This window comes from Pedobacter superstes (genome assembly GCF_037622515.1).
Classification (GTDB): domain Bacteria; phylum Bacteroidota; class Bacteroidia; order Sphingobacteriales; family Sphingobacteriaceae; genus Paradesertivirga; species Paradesertivirga superstes.
Window position 1 is genome coordinate 590,277 of record NZ_JBBJCN010000002.1, and the last position, 18,240, is coordinate 608,516.

Consider the following 18,240-nt stretch of genomic DNA (forward strand, 5'->3'; position numbering starts at 1 on the left):
AAAGGGATGGCATTTTTTATTTAATCTCTAAAGAAGCGAATCATCATTTACTTGATTCAGTGTTTTTCATCTGTATAAATTTAGTATAATCTGTTTAGTCCAAAAGAGATTCTTTTGAAGCATAAATCCAATACAGCCCATCAAACATACTGTCCTCAAAAGGATAATAATAAATACCTTCTGGTGATTTATATTCGGTTTTTTGTTTACCGAAATGAGATCCTGATTTTACTGTAGCTCCTTTTTTTATTTGTTTTAAAATCGGGGAATATGCTTTCTTTCCTCTTGCCTGAAATGCCCAGTAACTTTGTTTTTGGCCTGCCTCCGGATTGGCTTTCACATGGCTGATGTAGGCTTTAATCTTATTATCTGCAATAAACCGGTAATCCCCGTCTTTAGATAGTGAATAACCGGATTGTAACAGCAAACGAATTGCCCCGCTATCCTCTTTAGAAACAATAGAGTTTATGAAGTTATAGTCTACTACCTGAGCTTTAGAAATACTAAAGAAAAACAGCAGTATTAAGAATGTGTGTATGTATTTCATAATCTATCTAAAATAACTCTTAAAATGAGAATACATTATGCTAAAAAACAATTATTTTATTATCAGAATTATTTCAGGTCAAGCGGGTGGTGAAACATAAAACAAATTGAAATGTTCATAATTTTATGCGATTGAACAAAATCACTTTATGTATGTTGACATTGTTCATAGCTTCCTGCCGAAATTCAGATAGCCGCTATGAAAGTGATGAACAATTTAAAGATACTGCAGACCATACGGAAGTAGCCATCGATACGAATGAGATAACAGAACCTCTACCACCGAGTTCTGTCATTGACACCAGAGATATTGACCCCGAAGACCTCACCGCATTTGCGAAAACACTCATCGGAACACCCTATAAATATGGATCTGTAGAACCTCAGAAAGGTTTCGACTGTTCCGGATTTATCACCTATGTCTTCAATCATTTTCAAATTGCAGTACCCCGTAGTTCTGTGGATTTCACGAATGTTGGAACAGAAATTAGAATTAGTGAATCCAAACCGGGCGATCTGATCCTGTTTACAGGGACAGACAGCACGATCCGGGAAGTTGGGCATATGGGAATAATTGTTGAAAATGCAGATACGACAAAATTTATCCATTCCACATCAGGTAAGGCCTACGGAGTTACCATAACTCCTGTAAATAAATATTACCAGGGCCGCTTTGTAAAAACTATCAGGATCTTTAATTAGTTCCATCAGATTTATTTACAATTCACATCTTTGTGATGATTAAAAATCATGCAAAATATTAAAAACATCATTTTCGATTATGGCAACGTAATTTTCATGATCGACTTTCTAAAAACCCAACATTCCTTCACTGAATTGGGAATCGATAACGTGGAAACCTTTTTTGGTCATGCAGGCCATGATCCGCTTTTTAACGAGTTCGAAAAAGGCAACATTAACTCTGCCGAGTTCAGAAATGGTATACGAAAGCTAAGCGGAAAGCCAAATCTCACTGACCAGCAGATTGATAATACATGGAACTCTCTTTTAATTGGTGTACCACCGGTTAATCATCAGATTTTATTGGAGGCCAAAAAGAAATACCGGACTTTTCTGCTGAGTAATATCAATGAAATACATCTTAACTACATTACAGAATATTTAAAGCAGGAATACCACATTGACTCGAACGATGAATTTTTCGAGAAGGTATATTATTCACATTTAATCCGAAAGAGAAAACCGGACCCGGAAATATTTGAACATGTAATAAACGATAAAGGCCTGGAAATCTCTGAAACACTGTTCATCGATGATAGTCCGCAGCATTTAAAAACTGCTCGTGAAATGGGGTTTCAAACTCATTTAATGACCCGGGAGGATTCGCTGGAAAAATTCATGTATAACTCAGGTTTGCTTTAATGCTCGAAAATCATCTTTAAAGGAGTTACTTTAAATAATACAACGATCCGGATAATCAGTTGAGTTTAACGAACTTTCCCATTCTAAACTCCATTTCTAACATACTGAAGCTTTATTTTTTTGACAAAAAACACGATCAAACCCTGTACAAGGAGACAAATGAAGGTTGCCAGCCAAAAGGTAAATCCAATAGATAAAGTCTGGATGAAATAAGAGATAATTGCAAAGAAAACCGAAAATGATAACAGGCTCACTATAACCCCTTTTAAAAGTTTAATGCAAGCATTTGAACCATATAGATGATGGGTAGTAACTGCGAAAATTGTACCGAATATTGGGAAGGTGCTTAACAATCCACTTAATTTGGGTCCAAGATCTGCGGATACATATGTCAGACTTATTATAAATAATGTAGCCAATAGTATCCTGACAGGGATATCCCATTTTGGAGGCACAATTTCCTTGCTTTCTTCTTTATATTTTGGAAAAAAAGCAAGAAACGCGAGTAAGGCTAAAATTGTAAGAAAAAAGGCCGGCATCAATGAGAGCTCAAACTCCCGAAGGAAAAAGGTGGCTCCAAAATATGCAATCCAACCTGCCAAAGCGGATAACAACCAGCTAAACCGTACAGAGGAGGCAGCATAGACAGTGGCATAAAGAGCCAGTGAGATCGCCCCCAGAATAATTCCTTTGGCCGATAAACTTGCAAAGTACCTGCCATTTTCTAATGCTAAAAAGAAAGCAATCGGACCAGCATTCAGCGGTAATCCGATTAACAATCCGGTGATCGAATGTCCATACCTTCTTCCTGCCCATGTTGCGACACCGGTTAATAAGGGAGTAAGAATTAATTTAAGAGCCAATACCTGCACCAAACAAAGTTAGATTTTCTGATTCAGGCATTCAATTATTAAGAAAGTCTTTTTGATTTTTATTAAGGAATAACAGAGGCTGTGCAAAAGCACTTTTAAAATATTGAAAACTCCCGTCACCTTCTCTAAACAAACTTTAAACACCGTTGTTAAATGCATTATGGAAGATTACCAAACAGTAGTAGAAGCGCTTGAAGGTCTTAAACAACGCGGATTCACCTTAGATTTTAACCTGGCTAACGGCACACTTCATAGTAGCTCAGAAAACATCTATTTACAGCCGGAAGATTTCAAAATTACTAAGATTTACCGTTTTGAAGGCATGTCTGATCCAGCAGACAATACCATTATCTATGGTATTGAATCGGAAAAATACCATATAAAGGGAGTTTTCCTAAATGCCTATGGGGTCTATTCAGATGATATTTCAGAAGAGCTTCTTAAAAAGCTTAACACTCCGGAATAAAAAATAAAAGAATCTGAGCCGTAGCTCAGATTCTTATTTAGGATAAGGTTTAAAATTTTGAGAGGTAATTAGAGCAAATATTATTCGTCCAAAGCATATTCGGGTATTTCAACTTCTAAATAATTTTCTACCCCGTTAACACCCGGTGCTGCCCAAGCAGCTCTTTCAGCATCTTCTTTCTCGGCCAAAGAACGAACTTTTCCCTGCAGTGTAATAATGCTTCCCAAAACTTTCACTGTTATTCTTCCGGCATCAATACTTGCGGTTCTCTGAAAAGCAGAAGTTATTTTATGCTGAATATCTAAAGGTGTAATCTGGGGTTTGATTGTAATCAAATTGGTTACAGAGCGCACTCCCTGTATATTTTCAATAGCTTCTCTTACAACATTTCGTTGATATGCCCAGTCTACCTGACCTTCAAGCTTAACATCTCCATCTTCAACTTTAATTTTAATCTTTTCATCCTGCACTGTGGTATGCCATTTTAAAGCGTTCAATACTGCTTCAGCGATCTCTGCGTCAGATTTTTTGGAATCTGGAGAAATGCCAACCTGAATACCATCATTAACAGCCTTAACACCCCCTACCCTCTTGGCCGTTTTCTCTGCAGTCAGCTTTTCAGAAAAGGTATCTACAGTACCAGAAAGACTGACTACTCCATTTTTTACAACTACCCCCACCTTAGAGGCATTTAAAGAAGGCTCCCACTTAAGTTCTTCTATTATGTCCCATTGTATTGCCAGATCAGTTTTCATAACTAAAAGCTAGTGTTTAAATTCATCTGAATTATAACTCAAAGAAACATCAATCATACCAGCGCGCTAATGATATTTGTCAGCTTAAAGTCTGACTGTAATCAATGTACAATTTGAACAAGATCTTCAACTCAAAGTTCACTTAAAAGCGACTTACCTTAATTTATCACAATTGAAGCGCTATCAAAAAAATAACCGATTCCCACTTATAATCAGCCGAATAACTGATAAGCATCAGTTATAAAATTCAATAAAATGCGAAGATTTGGAATCCCGAAAACTAAGGGATTCAAGATGAAAACAATACTTTTATTAACCGATTTTTCAAAGAAAGCTGAACACGCCGCTGAGTATACTTTCCATCTGGCGTCTAGAGTAAAGGCAGATATATTGCTATACCATGCCTATACAGTGACTGAAACCACCTCTCTTAAAGAAAAATTAAGTTCTATGCTCGAAGAGCTTTTTTCTATTGAGGACGAAAGCAAAAAAAAAATTAAAGCACTTGCACACTATTTAAATAAAAAAACAGAAGAAATTAATCCCGGAGATCATAAACCTTCCATAAAATATCTATGCAAACCTGGCAACGTAGGAAATTTAGGTTCTACAGTGAAAAAAATTCTTACTGATAAAAAAATATGGATGATCGCTATGGGAGCAAAAACGGATGACTGTTTAAGTAATTTTATATTTGGCACAAACGCATATTCTGTTATCAGTAATACCACTTGCCCGGTTTTATTCATTCCAATACAAGCATCAATAAAAGATTTGAAAAGAATTGCTATAGCAACGGATCTGCAATACCCTGAACTATCGCCCCTATCATTTTTGAAAGATTTCAAAAAGGCTTATGATTTAGAAATCGTTTTAGCTCATGTTTCTGTAGACAGTCCGGTAGAAACATCCAGCGGTACAGGCTTGGTAGAAGTCTGCATGTATGATGTACGGGCAAATATAGAATACCCCAAAATACCTTACACAGATATTAAAGAAAAAGAGATTCATGCGGAATTACAACAATTTTCATTAAAAAGCGAAATTGATGTACTTGGGGTAATTCACCGTAAAGAGGATGTTTTTCAAAGGTTATTTCACAGTAGTACAACGAAATTACTAATTGATAGCGCCCAGCTCCCCCTGCTTGTATTTCCTGTATCAATGAAGAAAATTTCAGATTAAAATCCGAAATTTTCTTCAGACAGGTAATTAATATAATAAATGCCTGAGTTTATTCTCATTCAATACCAAAATACTTCCATCAACAACATCAATTAACTTTTCTGTTCTGAACTCTTTTAAGGTTCTTATCATCGATTCCTGGGCAGACCCAATAACATTTGCCAGGTCTTCCCTGGAAATTTCCACTACAGGCTTTCCGTCTCTTCTGTCCTTAAACTTATCCATAACTTCCACTATACCGATAGCTACTTTTTTTCTCAGGGAGTTATACGCCAAATTCAATAGCTTTTCTTCCTTTTCCCGGATATTATGGGATAACAAACTAATAAATTGCTTTGCAACCAGCTTGTCGTTACTGATGAGTTGAAGGAAATCGACCTTTGGAATCAAAATCAGTTCAGAATCATCTAAAGCCTGCACTGTTTCAGTATAATTAACGTCTTCCAGAATATTAATATATCCAAAAAAGTCTCCCTGGGTATACATATTCGTTATAAGTTCTTTCCCGTCCTCGTTTATCAGAAACTCCTTAATTTTTCCGCTAACTACAAAATATACATTCATTGGCCGTTGACCTACTGAATATAAAATATGTTTTTTCTTATAATGATTCACATCTCTGTTTCCCGAAGTAAGATTAAAGCTTTCAGACTCATTTGCCTGCTGAATAAATCTGCGAACGCCCTTCTTGTCTGGTATGACATTGCGTTTTAAACAATCAGATTTTTTTAGCCGTATTTCAATAGTATCAAGAAGATCAGACTCATTTACAGGTTTAATGAGGTAATCGTCTGCACCCATACTCATTGCTTTACGCTGATCGGCTGCTGTATTTCGTGCAGAAAGAAAAATAAATGGAATGGCAAATGTATCGGGGTGACGGCTGAGTACATGCAACACTCCATATCCATCTAATCCGGGCATGCAAACATCGCATAAAATAAGATCAGGTTTATCTCTTAATGCTTTCTCTACCCCCTCCTTTCCATCCGATGCTTCACAAACCGAATAATTGGATAAAACGAGAATTTCGGCAATATTTTTTCTCAATGCAGAATCATCTTCGATAAGTAGGATTTTTTTCATTGGGAGGTTATTTTAATTATTATGATAAAGGTTATATTAATAAGCAGAATCTTAGGTCAGACTGCCTATATCAAATATAACTAACGGATTTGACTTATACAAAAAATAATTAATTAAATACATGATTAACACGCTGATAAGTGTCATATATACAACTGATCACAATCAAAAGAATCCACAATTACTCGAAGTAGTTTTATACTAATTTTAACTAACATGAAAACGGATCAGGAAATCCAAAGTGATGTCATAGATGAACTTCGTTGGGTACCGGTGCTAAATGCCACCGAAATTGGAGTTGCCGTTCACAACGGAATTGTTACGCTGAGTGGGAGCGTTAAATTTTATTCGGACAAACTAGCGGCCGAAAATGCGGCAAAACGTGTGAAAGGTGTAAGGGCCGTTGCAGAAGATCTGCAAGTACAGTTGGCACTGGATGGGCGGCTTACAGATACTCAAATAGCAGAGAGTGTTATAAAAGCACTGGAATGGAACACTTCTGTTCCTCACGAAAAAATAATAATCAAAGTAGATGATGGACGCGTGACTCTGGAGGGAGAAGTTGACTGGTTGTATGAGAAAGAAGCAGCTACCAATGCAATAAATTATATAACCGGAGTAAGAGGTATTAGAAACTGGTTAACCGTCAAACCGAGGGTAAATACAGCTATTGTAAAAGAACATATTCGTAAAGCACTTGAAAGAAGCGCTGATTTTGAAGCCGACAAAATCACGATCGATACTCTGGGAAGCAAAGTAATACTTAAAGGTTCAGCGCGCTCCTGGAACGAAAGAAAAGAAGTAGAAAGAGCCGCGGCCTCTGCCCCAGGCGTAACCGAAGTTGACGACCAATTGGCTGTTGTATATTGACTACTTCTTTCGGGAACAGGAAACTTGAGAAAAGGTTTCCTGCTCTCTCTTTTACACAAAATCACCACGACTTAATTTCCTGAGCTGACGAATTCAAAGAAGATTTGGTGCATCCATCCTTCAGAGGAACCAACCTGCTTATATTTTCTACTCAATTCGTCAGGATTGAAGGATATACTATGCATGCCAGAGTGAATCAGAAGACTGGGGGGAGAATCGATGTGTGACTCACCGCGAATAACATTAACGCCCTGTGAGCATAATGTAAAGCGTTATAATCATTCAAATTTTCCTGTAGTTCTCGGGAACCACTTTGAAAGGAAAAGAAACATAGAAGGAAAAGCCCCAAAGAATGAGGAATATCAGTGTAACCAATGATAAAAGTCAGTCAGTTAGCTTTCAATCTTTCTGAAAATCAATATTAAATATGATCTGAATCAAAGAGTTTGCGCAAAAAATTATCGATTTTCACAACAGTTAAAAATGGTTATGAAGACAATATTAGTATTGACCGATTTTTCCGCAAGAGCTGACCACGCAGCACAATACGCTATGCAAATTGCATCTAAAGCAAAAGCAAAAATCCTCCTTTATAATTCCTTTTTCGTTCCCCAGGTAATACCTGCAGTAACAACAATATATCCCTACTATGAAGATTATGCAGTGATTGAAAAAGAGAACCTGCTTCAATTGAAGAAAAAAGCAGAAGGATTGAAGAAAAAATTTTCAGAGGAAAATGCAGGAGCTCCGCCCGAAATCCAGATAAAAAATGATCCCGGAAATATTGCAGAAAATGTTCATGAACTAGCTAAACTAAAAAAATTCTGGATGATTATTATGGGAGATAAAAGTCAGGAAGGAACATTTAGCAGGTTTATTTTTGGAAGCGACACTCATACTTTAATAGAAGAAGCTGTTTGTCCTGTATTATTAATACCCGAGAAGATAAAACCTAAGCCCCTCAAGAAAATTGCTTATGCAACGGACTTAGAACAATCTGAGCATAAGTCTATGAGTTTTCTAAAAGAACTTTCTGATATCTGGGGATCCGAAATATTGGTAATCCATGTGCTTTCAAATGATTTGACAGCAGAAGAAAAAGTAAGGAATTACGACAGTTACAAACAGATTATATCAAGAATTAAATTCTTAAAGATTAGTTACACTGATGTTCGCTCGGATGATATTGCCATGGCATTAGAAAAATTCACAAAAAAAGAAACTGTGGATATACTTGCCATACTTCATAAAAAACGATCTTTCATAGGTAAGGTTTTACACAAGAGTATCAGCAAAGAAATGTTGAATTATCATCATGTGCCTATACTGGTACTTCCTTAAAACCCGAAAAAATTGTTACTTTACTTATTACTTAATGGGTTAACCTGTGAAAAAAAGAGGCTGTCATAAAAGAAAATCCAGCAAAACCCTCAACTTTCAACCTGAATATTGAGGGCTTTTTCATTAAGGAAAAATCTTACAAAATTTTAATTGACCGAAAGTCGGCAAATTTCACTTTTGAGACGGCTTTTTCAATAAAAAGCTATTCTATTGAAATGCTTTTTTTCTGAGGTTCGTCTTTTTGAGATTTTTCAAGCTTCAATTTTAATACGCCATTTTCATACCTGGCCTGAACATTCTCCTCTTTGATATTTTTAGGAAGGCTGAACGAACGGTTAAAAGAACTATAAGAAAACTCTTTTCGCGTATAATTATCTTTATCTTCAGTACTTTCTTCTGAAGTTTCAGCGCTGATATTTAAAACACCGTTTTGAATATCCACTTTAAAATCCTGTTTTTGAAAACCAGGTGCAGCTACCTCAATTTCAAAATTCCCTTCATTTTCTTTAATATTTACCGCGGGCAAAACGTCTCTTCTGAAAGCCCTATCCAGCAAATTTTCGCTAGTCCAAAAGTCTTCCATAAGTGATCTGATCGATGGCATGCCGGATGATTTAATTAGTGATCCCATAGCTTTAAGTATTAATTAGATTTATACATCAAATATCAAAAGCTTATAAAAGCTTCTGATTGATACCCGTTATCCAGTAAACTGATTTTCGTCAACATAATAATAAACACTTGATTATGAGCGAACAAAACTACTTTTTTCTCCTGTTAAGATATTTATTTTTTGAAGTAATACATCCAAATCAAACGGCTTGCACAACACATCACTGCAACAACTAAAATGCTCCAGAACGCCCAGATATGCCGACATAAGAATCACTGGCATTCCAGAAGTTCTCGGATCCTGTTTTAATTTGTGGCATAATTCTACGCCATTTTCTCCAGGAAGAATATAATCAATCAAAAGCAGATCCGGCTTAAAAGATTCGACCAGGCTAAACAACTCTTTACCATCCGGAAGAGCTATTACCAGGAAGTCTAAATACGACAAAACTTCCCGTAACATCTCCCGTTGTTCAGCATTATCTTCAACCACCAGGATCCGTTTTAACATTTCTTTACATTTAGTTATTGTAATCAATTTTCCATTTCATACCGGTACTTCCCTTCACTTTTTGAGCTTTTAGAATTACTTCAGACCCTGCAATTAAAAAATCATCGGTAAACGTTGAATCATTAGTTTTATTCGGGTCGGGCAATTCTCTTAAAAATAAATCGATTGCCTCATTCAGGTCTCTGGTGGTGTGTTCTGTTTTCATAATTGTTTAATCATTAAATGTTAATACAAATTTCAAAAGTTTAAGACATTCGCTTTATGACCGTTATCAGCCAGTTATAAGATTCTTATTGAAATCTCAGTACTTCTTTAAGATTCTCTATTTATATGCGCTCTTTTATTATCCCTTATTGTGTGCGACAAACATCGGCACAGATACTTCTTTCATTAATATATCAGCCATACTGGTTTTAAACCATCGGGAAACTGTGTTTCTGCTATAGGCACCCAAAACGATTAAAACATTTTGTTGTAGGTCTCTAACAAAGGCTACAATTTCTTCTTCTGGTTTTCCATAAAGAATATTATAAGTAGCATCAGGATAATGACATTTAACAAATTCCCGGATTAAATTATTATCAGGTAGCTCTAAACGGTCCTGAGGATCCATAACTGAAACTACTTCAGTCTCAAGATCCTTCATCCAGGGAAGCATATAATTGAACATTTTTATGGCAAATACGGATGCCGGCTTGCCATCATAGAGCAAAACTACCTTCTCAATCCTTTTATATTCTTTGGGGATAATAATTACGGGGCATTGCATATCAATCAGCAAATCCCGAATGAATTGAGTTGGGGGAACTTCAGTAAAATGATTGAATGTTTCATCAGAATTTATTAAAACCAAATCAGTGTAAATACTTTCTTTAATTAACTCCTGAGACGCAATACTCTTATCGTGATGTACCACATGTTTAATATTTGCTTTAATACAGGCCTGTTCAAAAGCCTCTGCAGATTTTAACCGGGCTGCTTTGTCGGCATTTATTAACTTTTTAACCTTCTCTTTAGATACCCCCTGACTTCCGACCATATCATATATATTATAACTATGGTGCGTAAAATCATCAAGGAATATACCGGATAGCAGGGCATCGCTTTTAGAAGCCAGGTCTATGCCATATTCAAGCGTACTTCTCGAAAATTTCAAACCATCAAAAGCAGCACTTATTTTTTCCATATTATTTCGCTTCGCTCAAAAATTCACTCTCCAGGTTCAATTATGTATGCTGGGGGAAAGACAAGTAATGGAATTGAATGATAGCCCATCAATTGCTTTGTTGTACTTGTATGAAATAATTCCTCGTAAAAAGGATGTTTCTTATGAACAACCGCAAGCATATCCAAACCCGCTATTTGTTCAAAATTTACAAGTGATTTGGTAATATCATCACCCTGAATATCATGAAAAGATATTTTATCATAATCTATTGAACCACTCTGATGATAAAATTCTTCAAGAACCCTGTTACCTTCTTTCTCGTGTGCCTTTTTTGCAGAAACATGTATAACAATTACTTCCGAATCAAAAGGAAGAGCCATTTGAGTGACATATTTCAATGCCCAGAAATCAGCCTGATCAAACGAAGCCAGCGCCAGTGCTACTCTGTCAAGATTATGAAAAGAAAATTTTTCAGGTATCATCAGGACAGGACATGTAGCAACTTTCAGCACCTCACTAGCTCCGCTAACGTATAATAAATGTGTAAAAAGTCCTTCCTCTCGTTTATCACCCATAATAATCATCCAAATGTTTTCTTTGTTCAGAACATCACGAACATTCTCTGCAAGGTCACCCATTCCATTCTGACATCTGACTGAAGGTTTTTTATCTCCTGAAAATCTATCTGCCAAACGATCGGTTAATTCAAAAAGCTGCTCTAAACTTTCCTTTTCAAAGGCGGCATAACTTCTAGAATGAACCGGAATGACTCCCGTATAAGTATCTTCTGCCTGGGGCATATAGTAGTAAGCGTTATAAAATAATAATTCAGCCTCCATTCTGAGAGCCATATGCCAGGCAACTTCAGCGGCATGTTCAGATCGATCAGAAAAATCAGTTAGTACCAGAATCGTTTTCATGGCCCCAATAAATAGTTATTAAATATCATTTAACACAAGCAATAGTTACCTGACAATAATCAGTTCTGAAGCTGATATTTATTAAATATTTATATTCCGGAAATTTCCTTTTACGTTAAAAAATACCATTCCGATAGCTCAACCACAATCATATCCGGTACTGACCCGTATCACCGGAAGAATGCGATTTACGCATGAACTTCGTATTACAAGAGTGTGATCAGTGATGCTTTAATAAAGCTTGTATGATAACACAAGTAAATCAGATGAAAAAAGTACTGGTTCCCATCGACTTTTCAGGAAGCCCGAATGCTTTAATAAATTTCGCTATTGGGTTTGAACAACAATTTAAATGCAAGCTCCTGTTTTTTCATTCTATTTGTGAGTTAATCCCTTCGAGCAGCGTTAAAACTTCTTATGATGATGCAGTTCTGGAAGCCATTCATTCCAAAGAACAAAAACTGATAAAAATCATAGCAAAAAGCTGCCAAAAATTTAACATATCTCCTTCATCCCTGCATTCTGACTATGAAATTAAACTTGGCGGAAATGTGATCGATGACATTCTGCAGGTTGTGGAAGATGAAAAAATTGACTTCATTATTATGTCCACTCATGGCTCATCAGGACTGAAAAGATTTTTCTTAGGCAGTACCACCTCAGTAATCATATCAAGGGCTCAAATCCCCGTTTTTATTATACCACTCAATTATACTTATAAACCTATCAGGCAACTTACCTATGCCTGCGATCTGAAAGATCCGGTAAATGAGCTCAAACAAGTAGGCGCTCTCGCTAAAAAATTGAATGCCGAAGTAGAGGCAGTAAACTTCAATTATGGCATATCAAAAGCTGACATAAATTTGTTAGACATTCTAAAAACTTCGAGAGTTAAATTCACCGAGGTAAAGAGAAATATAGAACTGACTTTAATAGATGAAATGAGATTGTATATGAAGCGAAAAAGCAATAATGTACTTTGCATGTTTACAACACCCAAAATGAAGCTCGAAAATCTTTTCAGAGAAAGTAAGGCATGCGGATTGGTTGAAAGGTTAAAATTCCCATTACTGTCGCTACCGAAATACAGCGATACCTCATTTATCGAAAATAAAAAAACTGTTTCTAAAAAAGCTGGTTAAAACCTAAAAAACACTACCATTTCAATTAAATAAAAAAGAGGAGTTACCAAACTACTGATCAGTGTCATTAAACAACCTGACTACCCTCCTTCCATCATTCATAAAAAAGCACGTATTTAGCTTCAATTTATCCCATGCATATGAGCTGAAAAAAATCTTCATTAATTAATAAAACTGGATCATGAAATTTATAGCCGGATTCATTGCAAGCACTTTTTTTCTGGCTTTTTTTACTAAAGCTTACAGTATTGATACACTTAATACCACTCCCAACGGAATTAAGTATAAAATATATAATGAACAATCAGGTAAAAAAATCCATCTGAACAATATAATCACGTTTAATCTAATTGAAAAAACAGAAAAGGATTCAATTTTATTCAGCAGCTACGACCGGGACAATCCATTAAGGGCACAGATTATTCCTTCAAGAAACATAACCGACTTTATGGACGTCTTTATTCTTCTTTACGAAAAAGACAGTGTCTTAATTCAAATTCCTACCGACGTTATATTTAAAAACCGCGAGTACGAACGACCTAAATTTTTATCGAAAGGAAGTAATTTAATATTTCTTATCAAAATCGAAGAGGTACAAACGGTGGAGGAGGCAATTGCCGAAGAAGAAAAAGCTTTGGATAAAGAAAGATCACTATTAGCTAAATATCTTTTAGACAATAAGTTAAGTCCTCATTTCACTTCTTCCGGCCTGATTTTCATAATAAAAAAATCCACAAAAAATATGAGACCTGCCCCCCGCGATACTGTACTGATTAATTACACAGCAAGCACTGTTGGTGGTAAGGCGTTTGATTCAAGTGTTAAATCGGAAGCTGTAAAAGCCAGGTTAGTACAACCAGGACGAGAATACGTTCCTATTAAAGTAATAGTTGCAGGAACCGGTATAATAACCGCATGGGATGAAGGTTTGTTACTTTTAGCCGAAGGCTCTTCTGCGACACTTATCATCCCCTCTCATCTTGCCTTCGGGGCTATGGGATATGCCGATTTAATCGAGCCCTATACAACCTTATTGGTGGATATAGAGTTAATTAAAATTAATAAAGCAACAAACGAGGATGCTAAATATCAAAAACAAAAATACGTCACTTCTGTGCCTCAATATCGTCCGAAGCCAGTCATTAACAGCCTCACCTCATTTATGCTCTTAATAAATAATGAAAATGTAAAAAATTCAAACTTTGACAGAAAATATTCTCCGGCATCTAACCCCACCTTTTCTATAAAATGGTTTGATATATTAAACCAATTCATAAAACGTTAACTTTCGCGATGCATTTTCTCTTGCCTCAAAATTTTTCATGCTAAGATTATCATATTCTGCCCTGCTTGTATTTCGACAGGAAAAAATAAACAAATACTTCCTTAAACTAGTTATTCTTAGAGAGTTCAGAATATAAAATTTAGTTGGGATGACTGTTTTCGAACTTATCAAACGGGTGACATATATCACAATTCCGGCAGTTTAATCCTTGCACTTTTGTAAAAATAAACTAATTAGCCGGTAGAAAATAAAAACAGAACTTAACAAGTTAATAACAAACAAGAGGCAAATTTAAGCATATGGCAAGTTTTTTTGAACTAATTAAATCAGACAAACCCGTACTGGTAGATTTTTCGGCAGAATGGTGTGGGCCATGCAAAATGATGGCTCCTATTTTAGAACAGTTAAAGGGTTTAATTGGAGATAATGCTACAATATTAAAAGTAGATGTAGATAAAAACCCGGAGGTTGCCAGAAAATATAGCATCCAGGGAGTTCCAACGCTTATTTTATTCAAGACCGGAGAAACAAAATGGCGACAGTCTGGTGTGATGCAAGCCAGTGAACTAAAACAGATAATCGATAAACATCTTTAGATCATTTTTTTATTCAGCTTTCTGAAAACAGTTTTTTATCGCGCGACGAATGTCTCTGTAATAAGTCCATTATTTCGTTTGAATGTCTCAGTTGCGAATAGATATCTATTCAGGATCAGATATTACGCATCACGGAGGGCAACCTCATATTAAATACAATAAAAACTATGCTCGACTTATAATCCGATCGTATTTGTTAACAAAGACAAAAGATGAACAAGGTATATTTCGAGGCTCTGGTTTCGGTCTGGGCTGGGCATTAACAGGAGCCTGCCCGCAACCAGTATTTGTAAACATTGGATATGGTTATTGGACTAAGTTAATGTTTGATTAAAGATTAGCTTCCTCATTAATCAACAATTATAATTTCTCACTCATGATCAAGTCAATTTTCAGCACCTCCTTCTTTGCAATACTAATAATAAACATTGTCTGCGCCCAGGTTGTCCCAGGTAAAATGCAGTCGGGAAAACTAACCGATCCCTGGACCAAAGATCAATTAATGGAACCATCTGTACTGGCAGCTATATTAATCAAGTCTCAGGTTTCAAAACCCTTGATTTTTAATATCGGTGTTATGGAAAACATCAAGGGCGCAAAAAAAATGGGCGCTTCAAGCGATAGAAAGAATCTGGAACTTTTTAAAAAAACATTAATAAAAATACCCAAAAACACGGTGCTCGTTATTTACTGCGGATGCTGTCCCTTTGAAAGATGTCCCAATATACGGCCCGCGTTTCAGGCCTTGAAAGACGCTGGTTTTAAAAACGGGAAACTGTTAAATCTGCCCACCAATATTAAAACGGACTGGATAAATAAGGGATACCCGGCTGGAATTTAAAAAACATAAATGAAATTTATCAAATCTAACTCAGGCTTTATCTTTCTACTGCTATGTTTAGGTGTAATTACTTTTAACCCTAAAGCCAGGTCTCTATTTTTAGGAGGCCTTATAAAGACAGGCTTGTACGAGCCGGATATCGAAAAAAACAATATTGAAAGTAATTATCCGATGGCGCCTCAAGCTAGATTTATTTCTGCAAGCGGAGATCAGACAGATATTTCGAAATTGAAAAACAAGGTGATTTTTCTAAACTTTTGGGCCACATGGTGTCCTCCCTGTATAGCCGAAATGCCTTCTGTTAATTCCTTGAAAACTAAATTTGGCGCGAATAAATCAATTGTTTTTTTAATGGTTGATGTAGACAGTAAGTTGAAAGATGCCGAATTATTCCTGAAGAAAAACAAATACAATCTGACAGCTTTTGCACAAGACAGTCCTGTTCCCGAAGCATTATTTAAAGGAACCGTGCCAACAACGGTAATCATTAATAAAAAAGGCGAAATAGTATTTTATCATGAAGGGATGGCCGATTATAATTCAGCAGAAATGCAAAACTTTATTAGCGGATTATTAAAATAAGTTAAGAAGTGATTCCCCGAATTTATGCCTTTAAAGTGATCTCTTTTAACTTGAGGTAAAGCTCCTTTAACTTAAAAGGTTTAAGAATAAAATCGTCCATTCCCGCTTCCTTAATTTTATCATAGACATCTACAGATACAGAGGCCGTTAAAGCGATAATCGGAATAGAAGATTTAACAGGGTCTGCGATATCCCGAATTGTTTTCGAAGCTTCAAACCCATCTACTAAAGGCATATTAAGGTCCATTAACACTACATCAAAGTCATTCGTTTTGATCTTTTCTATAGCTTCAAGCCCGTTCATAGCAAAAACCGGTTTATTATTCCATTTTGTAAATACCTTGGTGAGTAAAAGCCTGTTCATAGTATTATCTTCAGCTACTAACACCTTCAGTTCTGCCAGATCATATTCAGATTCCATTCCCGATGAAAGTAAGCCGACTGGCTCTTTATCCAACTCAAATGAAATATCAAAACAGAATGTTGATCCAAGTCCCAGAGTACTCTCAACCTTAATTTTACTCTTAAACAAATACAGTAATCGTTTTACAATAGACAGCCCTAATCCTGTTCCACCAAAATTTCGTGTGGTACTGGAAGATGCCTGCGTAAATGGTTCAAAAATAGCTTCCTTCTTATCAGCACTAATACCTATTCCAGTATCAGTAATAGAAAAACGTATACTTAATTTATCTTTGTCCCATCCGAGAGCCTTTAAACTAACAGAAACATACCCCGTTTCGGTGAATTTAATCGCATTTCCAGCCAGATTAAATATAATTTGCGTGATACGTGTGGGATCAGTTACAATAAATTGATCTTTTATTTCTTCATCCACATCCAGGATAAAATCTATTCCTTTTTTCGTGGCCTGGAAACGAAGTCCTGAACAAACTTCATTTATTAATTCAAAAAGGTTAACAGGTATTGTCTCCAAATCCAGCTTATCAGACTCCAGTTTATTAAAATCCAGAATATCATTAACAAGGGAATGGAGATTCATCGCCGAAAACTTTAAAATCTTAAGATTTTCTTCCTGCTCCTGGTCTTTTGAATCAAGTAATAAAAGCTCACTGATACCAATTACAGAATTAAGTGGTGTCCTCAGCTCGTGCGACATTGTTGACAAAAAATTTGACTTCGATACAGCAGCATGGTTAGCCTCTATAACTGCCAATTGCAACTGTTTATTTAAAACCTCTTTTTCAGCAATATTGGCGACAAAGGCTTGCTGAAATAAATAATGTGTTATAATTATGGTTATAAAATTTAATACCACAATAAGTTCAAAGCCCGGAGAGGCTAGCTCATTAGGGGCCCTTGCTATAAAATTCACTTTGCCTTCCATTATAAGATGCAGGACAACGGGTAAAGTGCCTAATAAAGAATATACAATGCCGAAGCGTTTATTTAACAAATAAAAGCTGCTTAAAACAAGCATGAAAATAAACTGGAGCGTTACGATATTAATGGTCTGAGCATAAACAAAGGCATTGGTCCAGATAATTAGCAGTCCCAACCAAACCATGACATGTGCAATTGTATTCGTAAAAGCCTTATTAATTAAAAAGACCTTTAGCAATACCAGGTAAACCACGAGCATAATAACAGCGCGTTGCAGATGAAAGTACTGATGATGATGCCATGCTACCGGAATAGCAACCGTAAGTTTTATTAATGGAAATATCAGTACGACAAAAAGAATTTTGATCCTGGCTTTAATAAATGTATTAGCCTCTGTCTCTAGCAGTTTTTTTAACGACCAATTATAAAATTGTATAGATTTCTCCATAAATTAATCAAAGACAGATTTAAACATTTTTAATTTTATACCGCTATTAAGAATGCTCCTATTTAACCGATTATGAGGGGCTTAAACTACCAGCCACCTATAAACTTAAATACATTAACTTGTACGCAAACTTAGTTATTTGGTTTCAGATATTAGAATCAGAAATTTCGAGAGATAAAGAAAGACTATCCAAGGGATCATGTTTTTTTTAACACTTCCAGAATATTCGATGGATATTTGAGAAGCTTATTTTAGAAAATCAGGGTCCACTACCATAAAATAACCGG

Annotated in this window: 21 protein-coding genes; 11 read left to right on the plus strand and 10 right to left on the minus strand. The window is 35.9% G+C overall.

Annotation, left to right across the window (positions count from 1 at the left end):
- Nucleotides 1–94: 94 nt before the first annotated feature.
- Nucleotides 95–547: a hypothetical protein gene (locus tag WG906_RS07960; protein WP_339992040.1), complete on the minus strand. Its 453-nt coding sequence runs from the start codon at nucleotides 545–547 to the stop codon at nucleotides 95–97.
- 152 nt (nucleotides 548–699) lie between these two features.
- Here WG906_RS07960 and WG906_RS07965 point away from each other — a divergent pair, with 152 nt between their 5' ends.
- Complete coding sequence (locus WG906_RS07965; RefSeq protein WP_339992041.1) at nucleotides 700–1,248, plus strand: C40 family peptidase; 549 nt, start codon at nucleotides 700–702, stop codon at nucleotides 1,246–1,248.
- Nucleotides 1,249–1,296: 48 nt separating this feature from the next.
- Nucleotides 1,297–1,929 carry an HAD family hydrolase gene (locus WG906_RS07970; RefSeq protein ID WP_339992042.1) on the plus strand — a complete coding sequence of 211 codons (633 nt, stop codon included), beginning with the start codon at nucleotides 1,297–1,299 and terminating at the stop codon, nucleotides 1,927–1,929.
- Between the two features lie 83 nt (nucleotides 1,930–2,012).
- Here WG906_RS07970 and WG906_RS07975 read toward each other — a convergent pair whose 3' ends face one another.
- Nucleotides 2,013–2,792 carry a hypothetical protein gene (locus WG906_RS07975; RefSeq protein ID WP_339992043.1) on the minus strand — a complete coding sequence of 260 codons (780 nt, stop codon included), beginning with the start codon at nucleotides 2,790–2,792 and terminating at the stop codon, nucleotides 2,013–2,015.
- A 169-nt stretch (nucleotides 2,793–2,961) separates the two neighbouring features.
- On the opposite strand from WG906_RS07975, the gene WG906_RS07980 reads away from it, so the two are divergent.
- Nucleotides 2,962–3,267: a phosphoribosylpyrophosphate synthetase gene (locus WG906_RS07980; protein WP_339992044.1), complete on the plus strand. Its 306-nt coding sequence runs from the start codon at nucleotides 2,962–2,964 to the stop codon at nucleotides 3,265–3,267.
- An 80-nt stretch (nucleotides 3,268–3,347) separates the two neighbouring features.
- Here the strand turns inward: WG906_RS07980 and WG906_RS07985 are convergent, their stop codons facing one another.
- On the minus strand, nucleotides 3,348–4,022 hold the full coding sequence (locus WG906_RS07985; RefSeq protein WP_339992045.1) for a BON domain-containing protein: 675 nt from the start codon (nucleotides 4,020–4,022) through the stop codon (nucleotides 3,348–3,350).
- 294 nt (nucleotides 4,023–4,316) lie between these two features.
- Between WG906_RS07985 and WG906_RS07990 the strand changes: the two genes are divergently transcribed.
- Nucleotides 4,317–5,207, plus strand: a complete 891-nt coding sequence (locus tag WG906_RS07990; protein ID WP_339992046.1) for a universal stress protein — start codon at nucleotides 4,317–4,319, stop codon at nucleotides 5,205–5,207.
- A 27-nt stretch (nucleotides 5,208–5,234) separates the two neighbouring features.
- On the opposite strand, the gene WG906_RS07995 is transcribed toward WG906_RS07990, so the two are convergent.
- Nucleotides 5,235–6,293 carry a response regulator gene (locus tag WG906_RS07995; RefSeq protein ID WP_339992047.1) on the minus strand — a complete coding sequence of 353 codons (1,059 nt, stop codon included), beginning with the start codon at nucleotides 6,291–6,293 and terminating at the stop codon, nucleotides 5,235–5,237.
- Nucleotides 6,294–6,509: 216 nt separating this feature from the next.
- Here WG906_RS07995 and WG906_RS08000 point away from each other — a divergent pair, with 216 nt between their 5' ends.
- Together WG906_RS08000 and WG906_RS08005 are read left to right on the plus strand one after the other, a co-directional pair.
- Nucleotides 6,510–7,163, plus strand: a complete 654-nt coding sequence (locus WG906_RS08000; RefSeq protein ID WP_339992048.1) for a BON domain-containing protein — start codon at nucleotides 6,510–6,512, stop codon at nucleotides 7,161–7,163.
- A 489-nt stretch (nucleotides 7,164–7,652) separates the two neighbouring features.
- A complete protein-coding gene (locus WG906_RS08005) occupies nucleotides 7,653–8,504 on the plus strand; it encodes a universal stress protein (protein WP_339992049.1) in 852 nt (283 codons plus the stop codon).
- 202 nt (nucleotides 8,505–8,706) lie between these two features.
- Here WG906_RS08005 and WG906_RS08010 read toward each other — a convergent pair whose 3' ends face one another.
- The 5 genes from WG906_RS08010 to WG906_RS08030 form a co-directional block, all read right to left on the minus strand.
- Entirely contained in the window at nucleotides 8,707–9,135 is a 429-nt protein-coding gene (locus tag WG906_RS08010) for an Hsp20/alpha crystallin family protein (RefSeq protein WP_339992050.1), read from the minus strand.
- 114 nt (nucleotides 9,136–9,249) lie between these two features.
- Nucleotides 9,250–9,627, minus strand: a complete 378-nt coding sequence (locus WG906_RS08015; protein WP_339992051.1) for a response regulator — start codon at nucleotides 9,625–9,627, stop codon at nucleotides 9,250–9,252.
- A 10-nt stretch (nucleotides 9,628–9,637) separates the two neighbouring features.
- Complete coding sequence (locus WG906_RS08020; protein WP_339992052.1) at nucleotides 9,638–9,832, minus strand: hypothetical protein; 195 nt, start codon at nucleotides 9,830–9,832, stop codon at nucleotides 9,638–9,640.
- Nucleotides 9,833–9,970: 138 nt separating this feature from the next.
- Nucleotides 9,971–10,813, minus strand: a complete 843-nt coding sequence (locus WG906_RS08025) for a universal stress protein (protein WP_339992053.1) — start codon at nucleotides 10,811–10,813, stop codon at nucleotides 9,971–9,973.
- Nucleotides 10,814–10,836: 23 nt separating this feature from the next.
- A complete protein-coding gene (locus WG906_RS08030; protein ID WP_339992054.1) occupies nucleotides 10,837–11,715 on the minus strand; it encodes a universal stress protein in 879 nt (292 codons plus the stop codon).
- Between the two features lie 245 nt (nucleotides 11,716–11,960).
- Between WG906_RS08030 and WG906_RS08035 the strand changes: the two genes are divergently transcribed.
- From WG906_RS08035 to WG906_RS08055, 5 genes are all read left to right on the plus strand, one after another.
- Complete coding sequence (locus WG906_RS08035) at nucleotides 11,961–12,857, plus strand: universal stress protein (protein WP_339992055.1); 897 nt, start codon at nucleotides 11,961–11,963, stop codon at nucleotides 12,855–12,857.
- 181 nt (nucleotides 12,858–13,038) lie between these two features.
- Nucleotides 13,039–14,142: an FKBP-type peptidyl-prolyl cis-trans isomerase gene (locus WG906_RS08040; RefSeq protein ID WP_339992056.1), complete on the plus strand. Its 1,104-nt coding sequence runs from the start codon at nucleotides 13,039–13,041 to the stop codon at nucleotides 14,140–14,142.
- Between the two features lie 299 nt (nucleotides 14,143–14,441).
- The gene (gene trxA, locus WG906_RS08045) at nucleotides 14,442–14,738 is read left to right on the plus strand and encodes a thioredoxin (protein WP_339992057.1); all 297 of its coding nucleotides are present in this window, start codon (nucleotides 14,442–14,444) and stop codon (nucleotides 14,736–14,738) included.
- Nucleotides 14,739–15,114: 376 nt separating this feature from the next.
- Entirely contained in the window at nucleotides 15,115–15,579 is a 465-nt protein-coding gene (locus WG906_RS08050; protein ID WP_339992058.1) for a rhodanese-like domain-containing protein, read from the plus strand.
- 9 nt (nucleotides 15,580–15,588) lie between these two features.
- Nucleotides 15,589–16,161, plus strand: a complete 573-nt coding sequence (locus tag WG906_RS08055; RefSeq protein WP_339992059.1) for a TlpA family protein disulfide reductase — start codon at nucleotides 15,589–15,591, stop codon at nucleotides 16,159–16,161.
- A gap of 22 nt (nucleotides 16,162–16,183) precedes the next feature.
- Here WG906_RS08055 and WG906_RS08060 read toward each other — a convergent pair whose 3' ends face one another.
- Nucleotides 16,184–17,953 carry an ATP-binding protein gene (locus WG906_RS08060; RefSeq protein ID WP_339992060.1) on the minus strand — a complete coding sequence of 590 codons (1,770 nt, stop codon included), beginning with the start codon at nucleotides 17,951–17,953 and terminating at the stop codon, nucleotides 16,184–16,186.
- Nucleotides 17,954–18,240 lie beyond the last annotated feature (287 nt).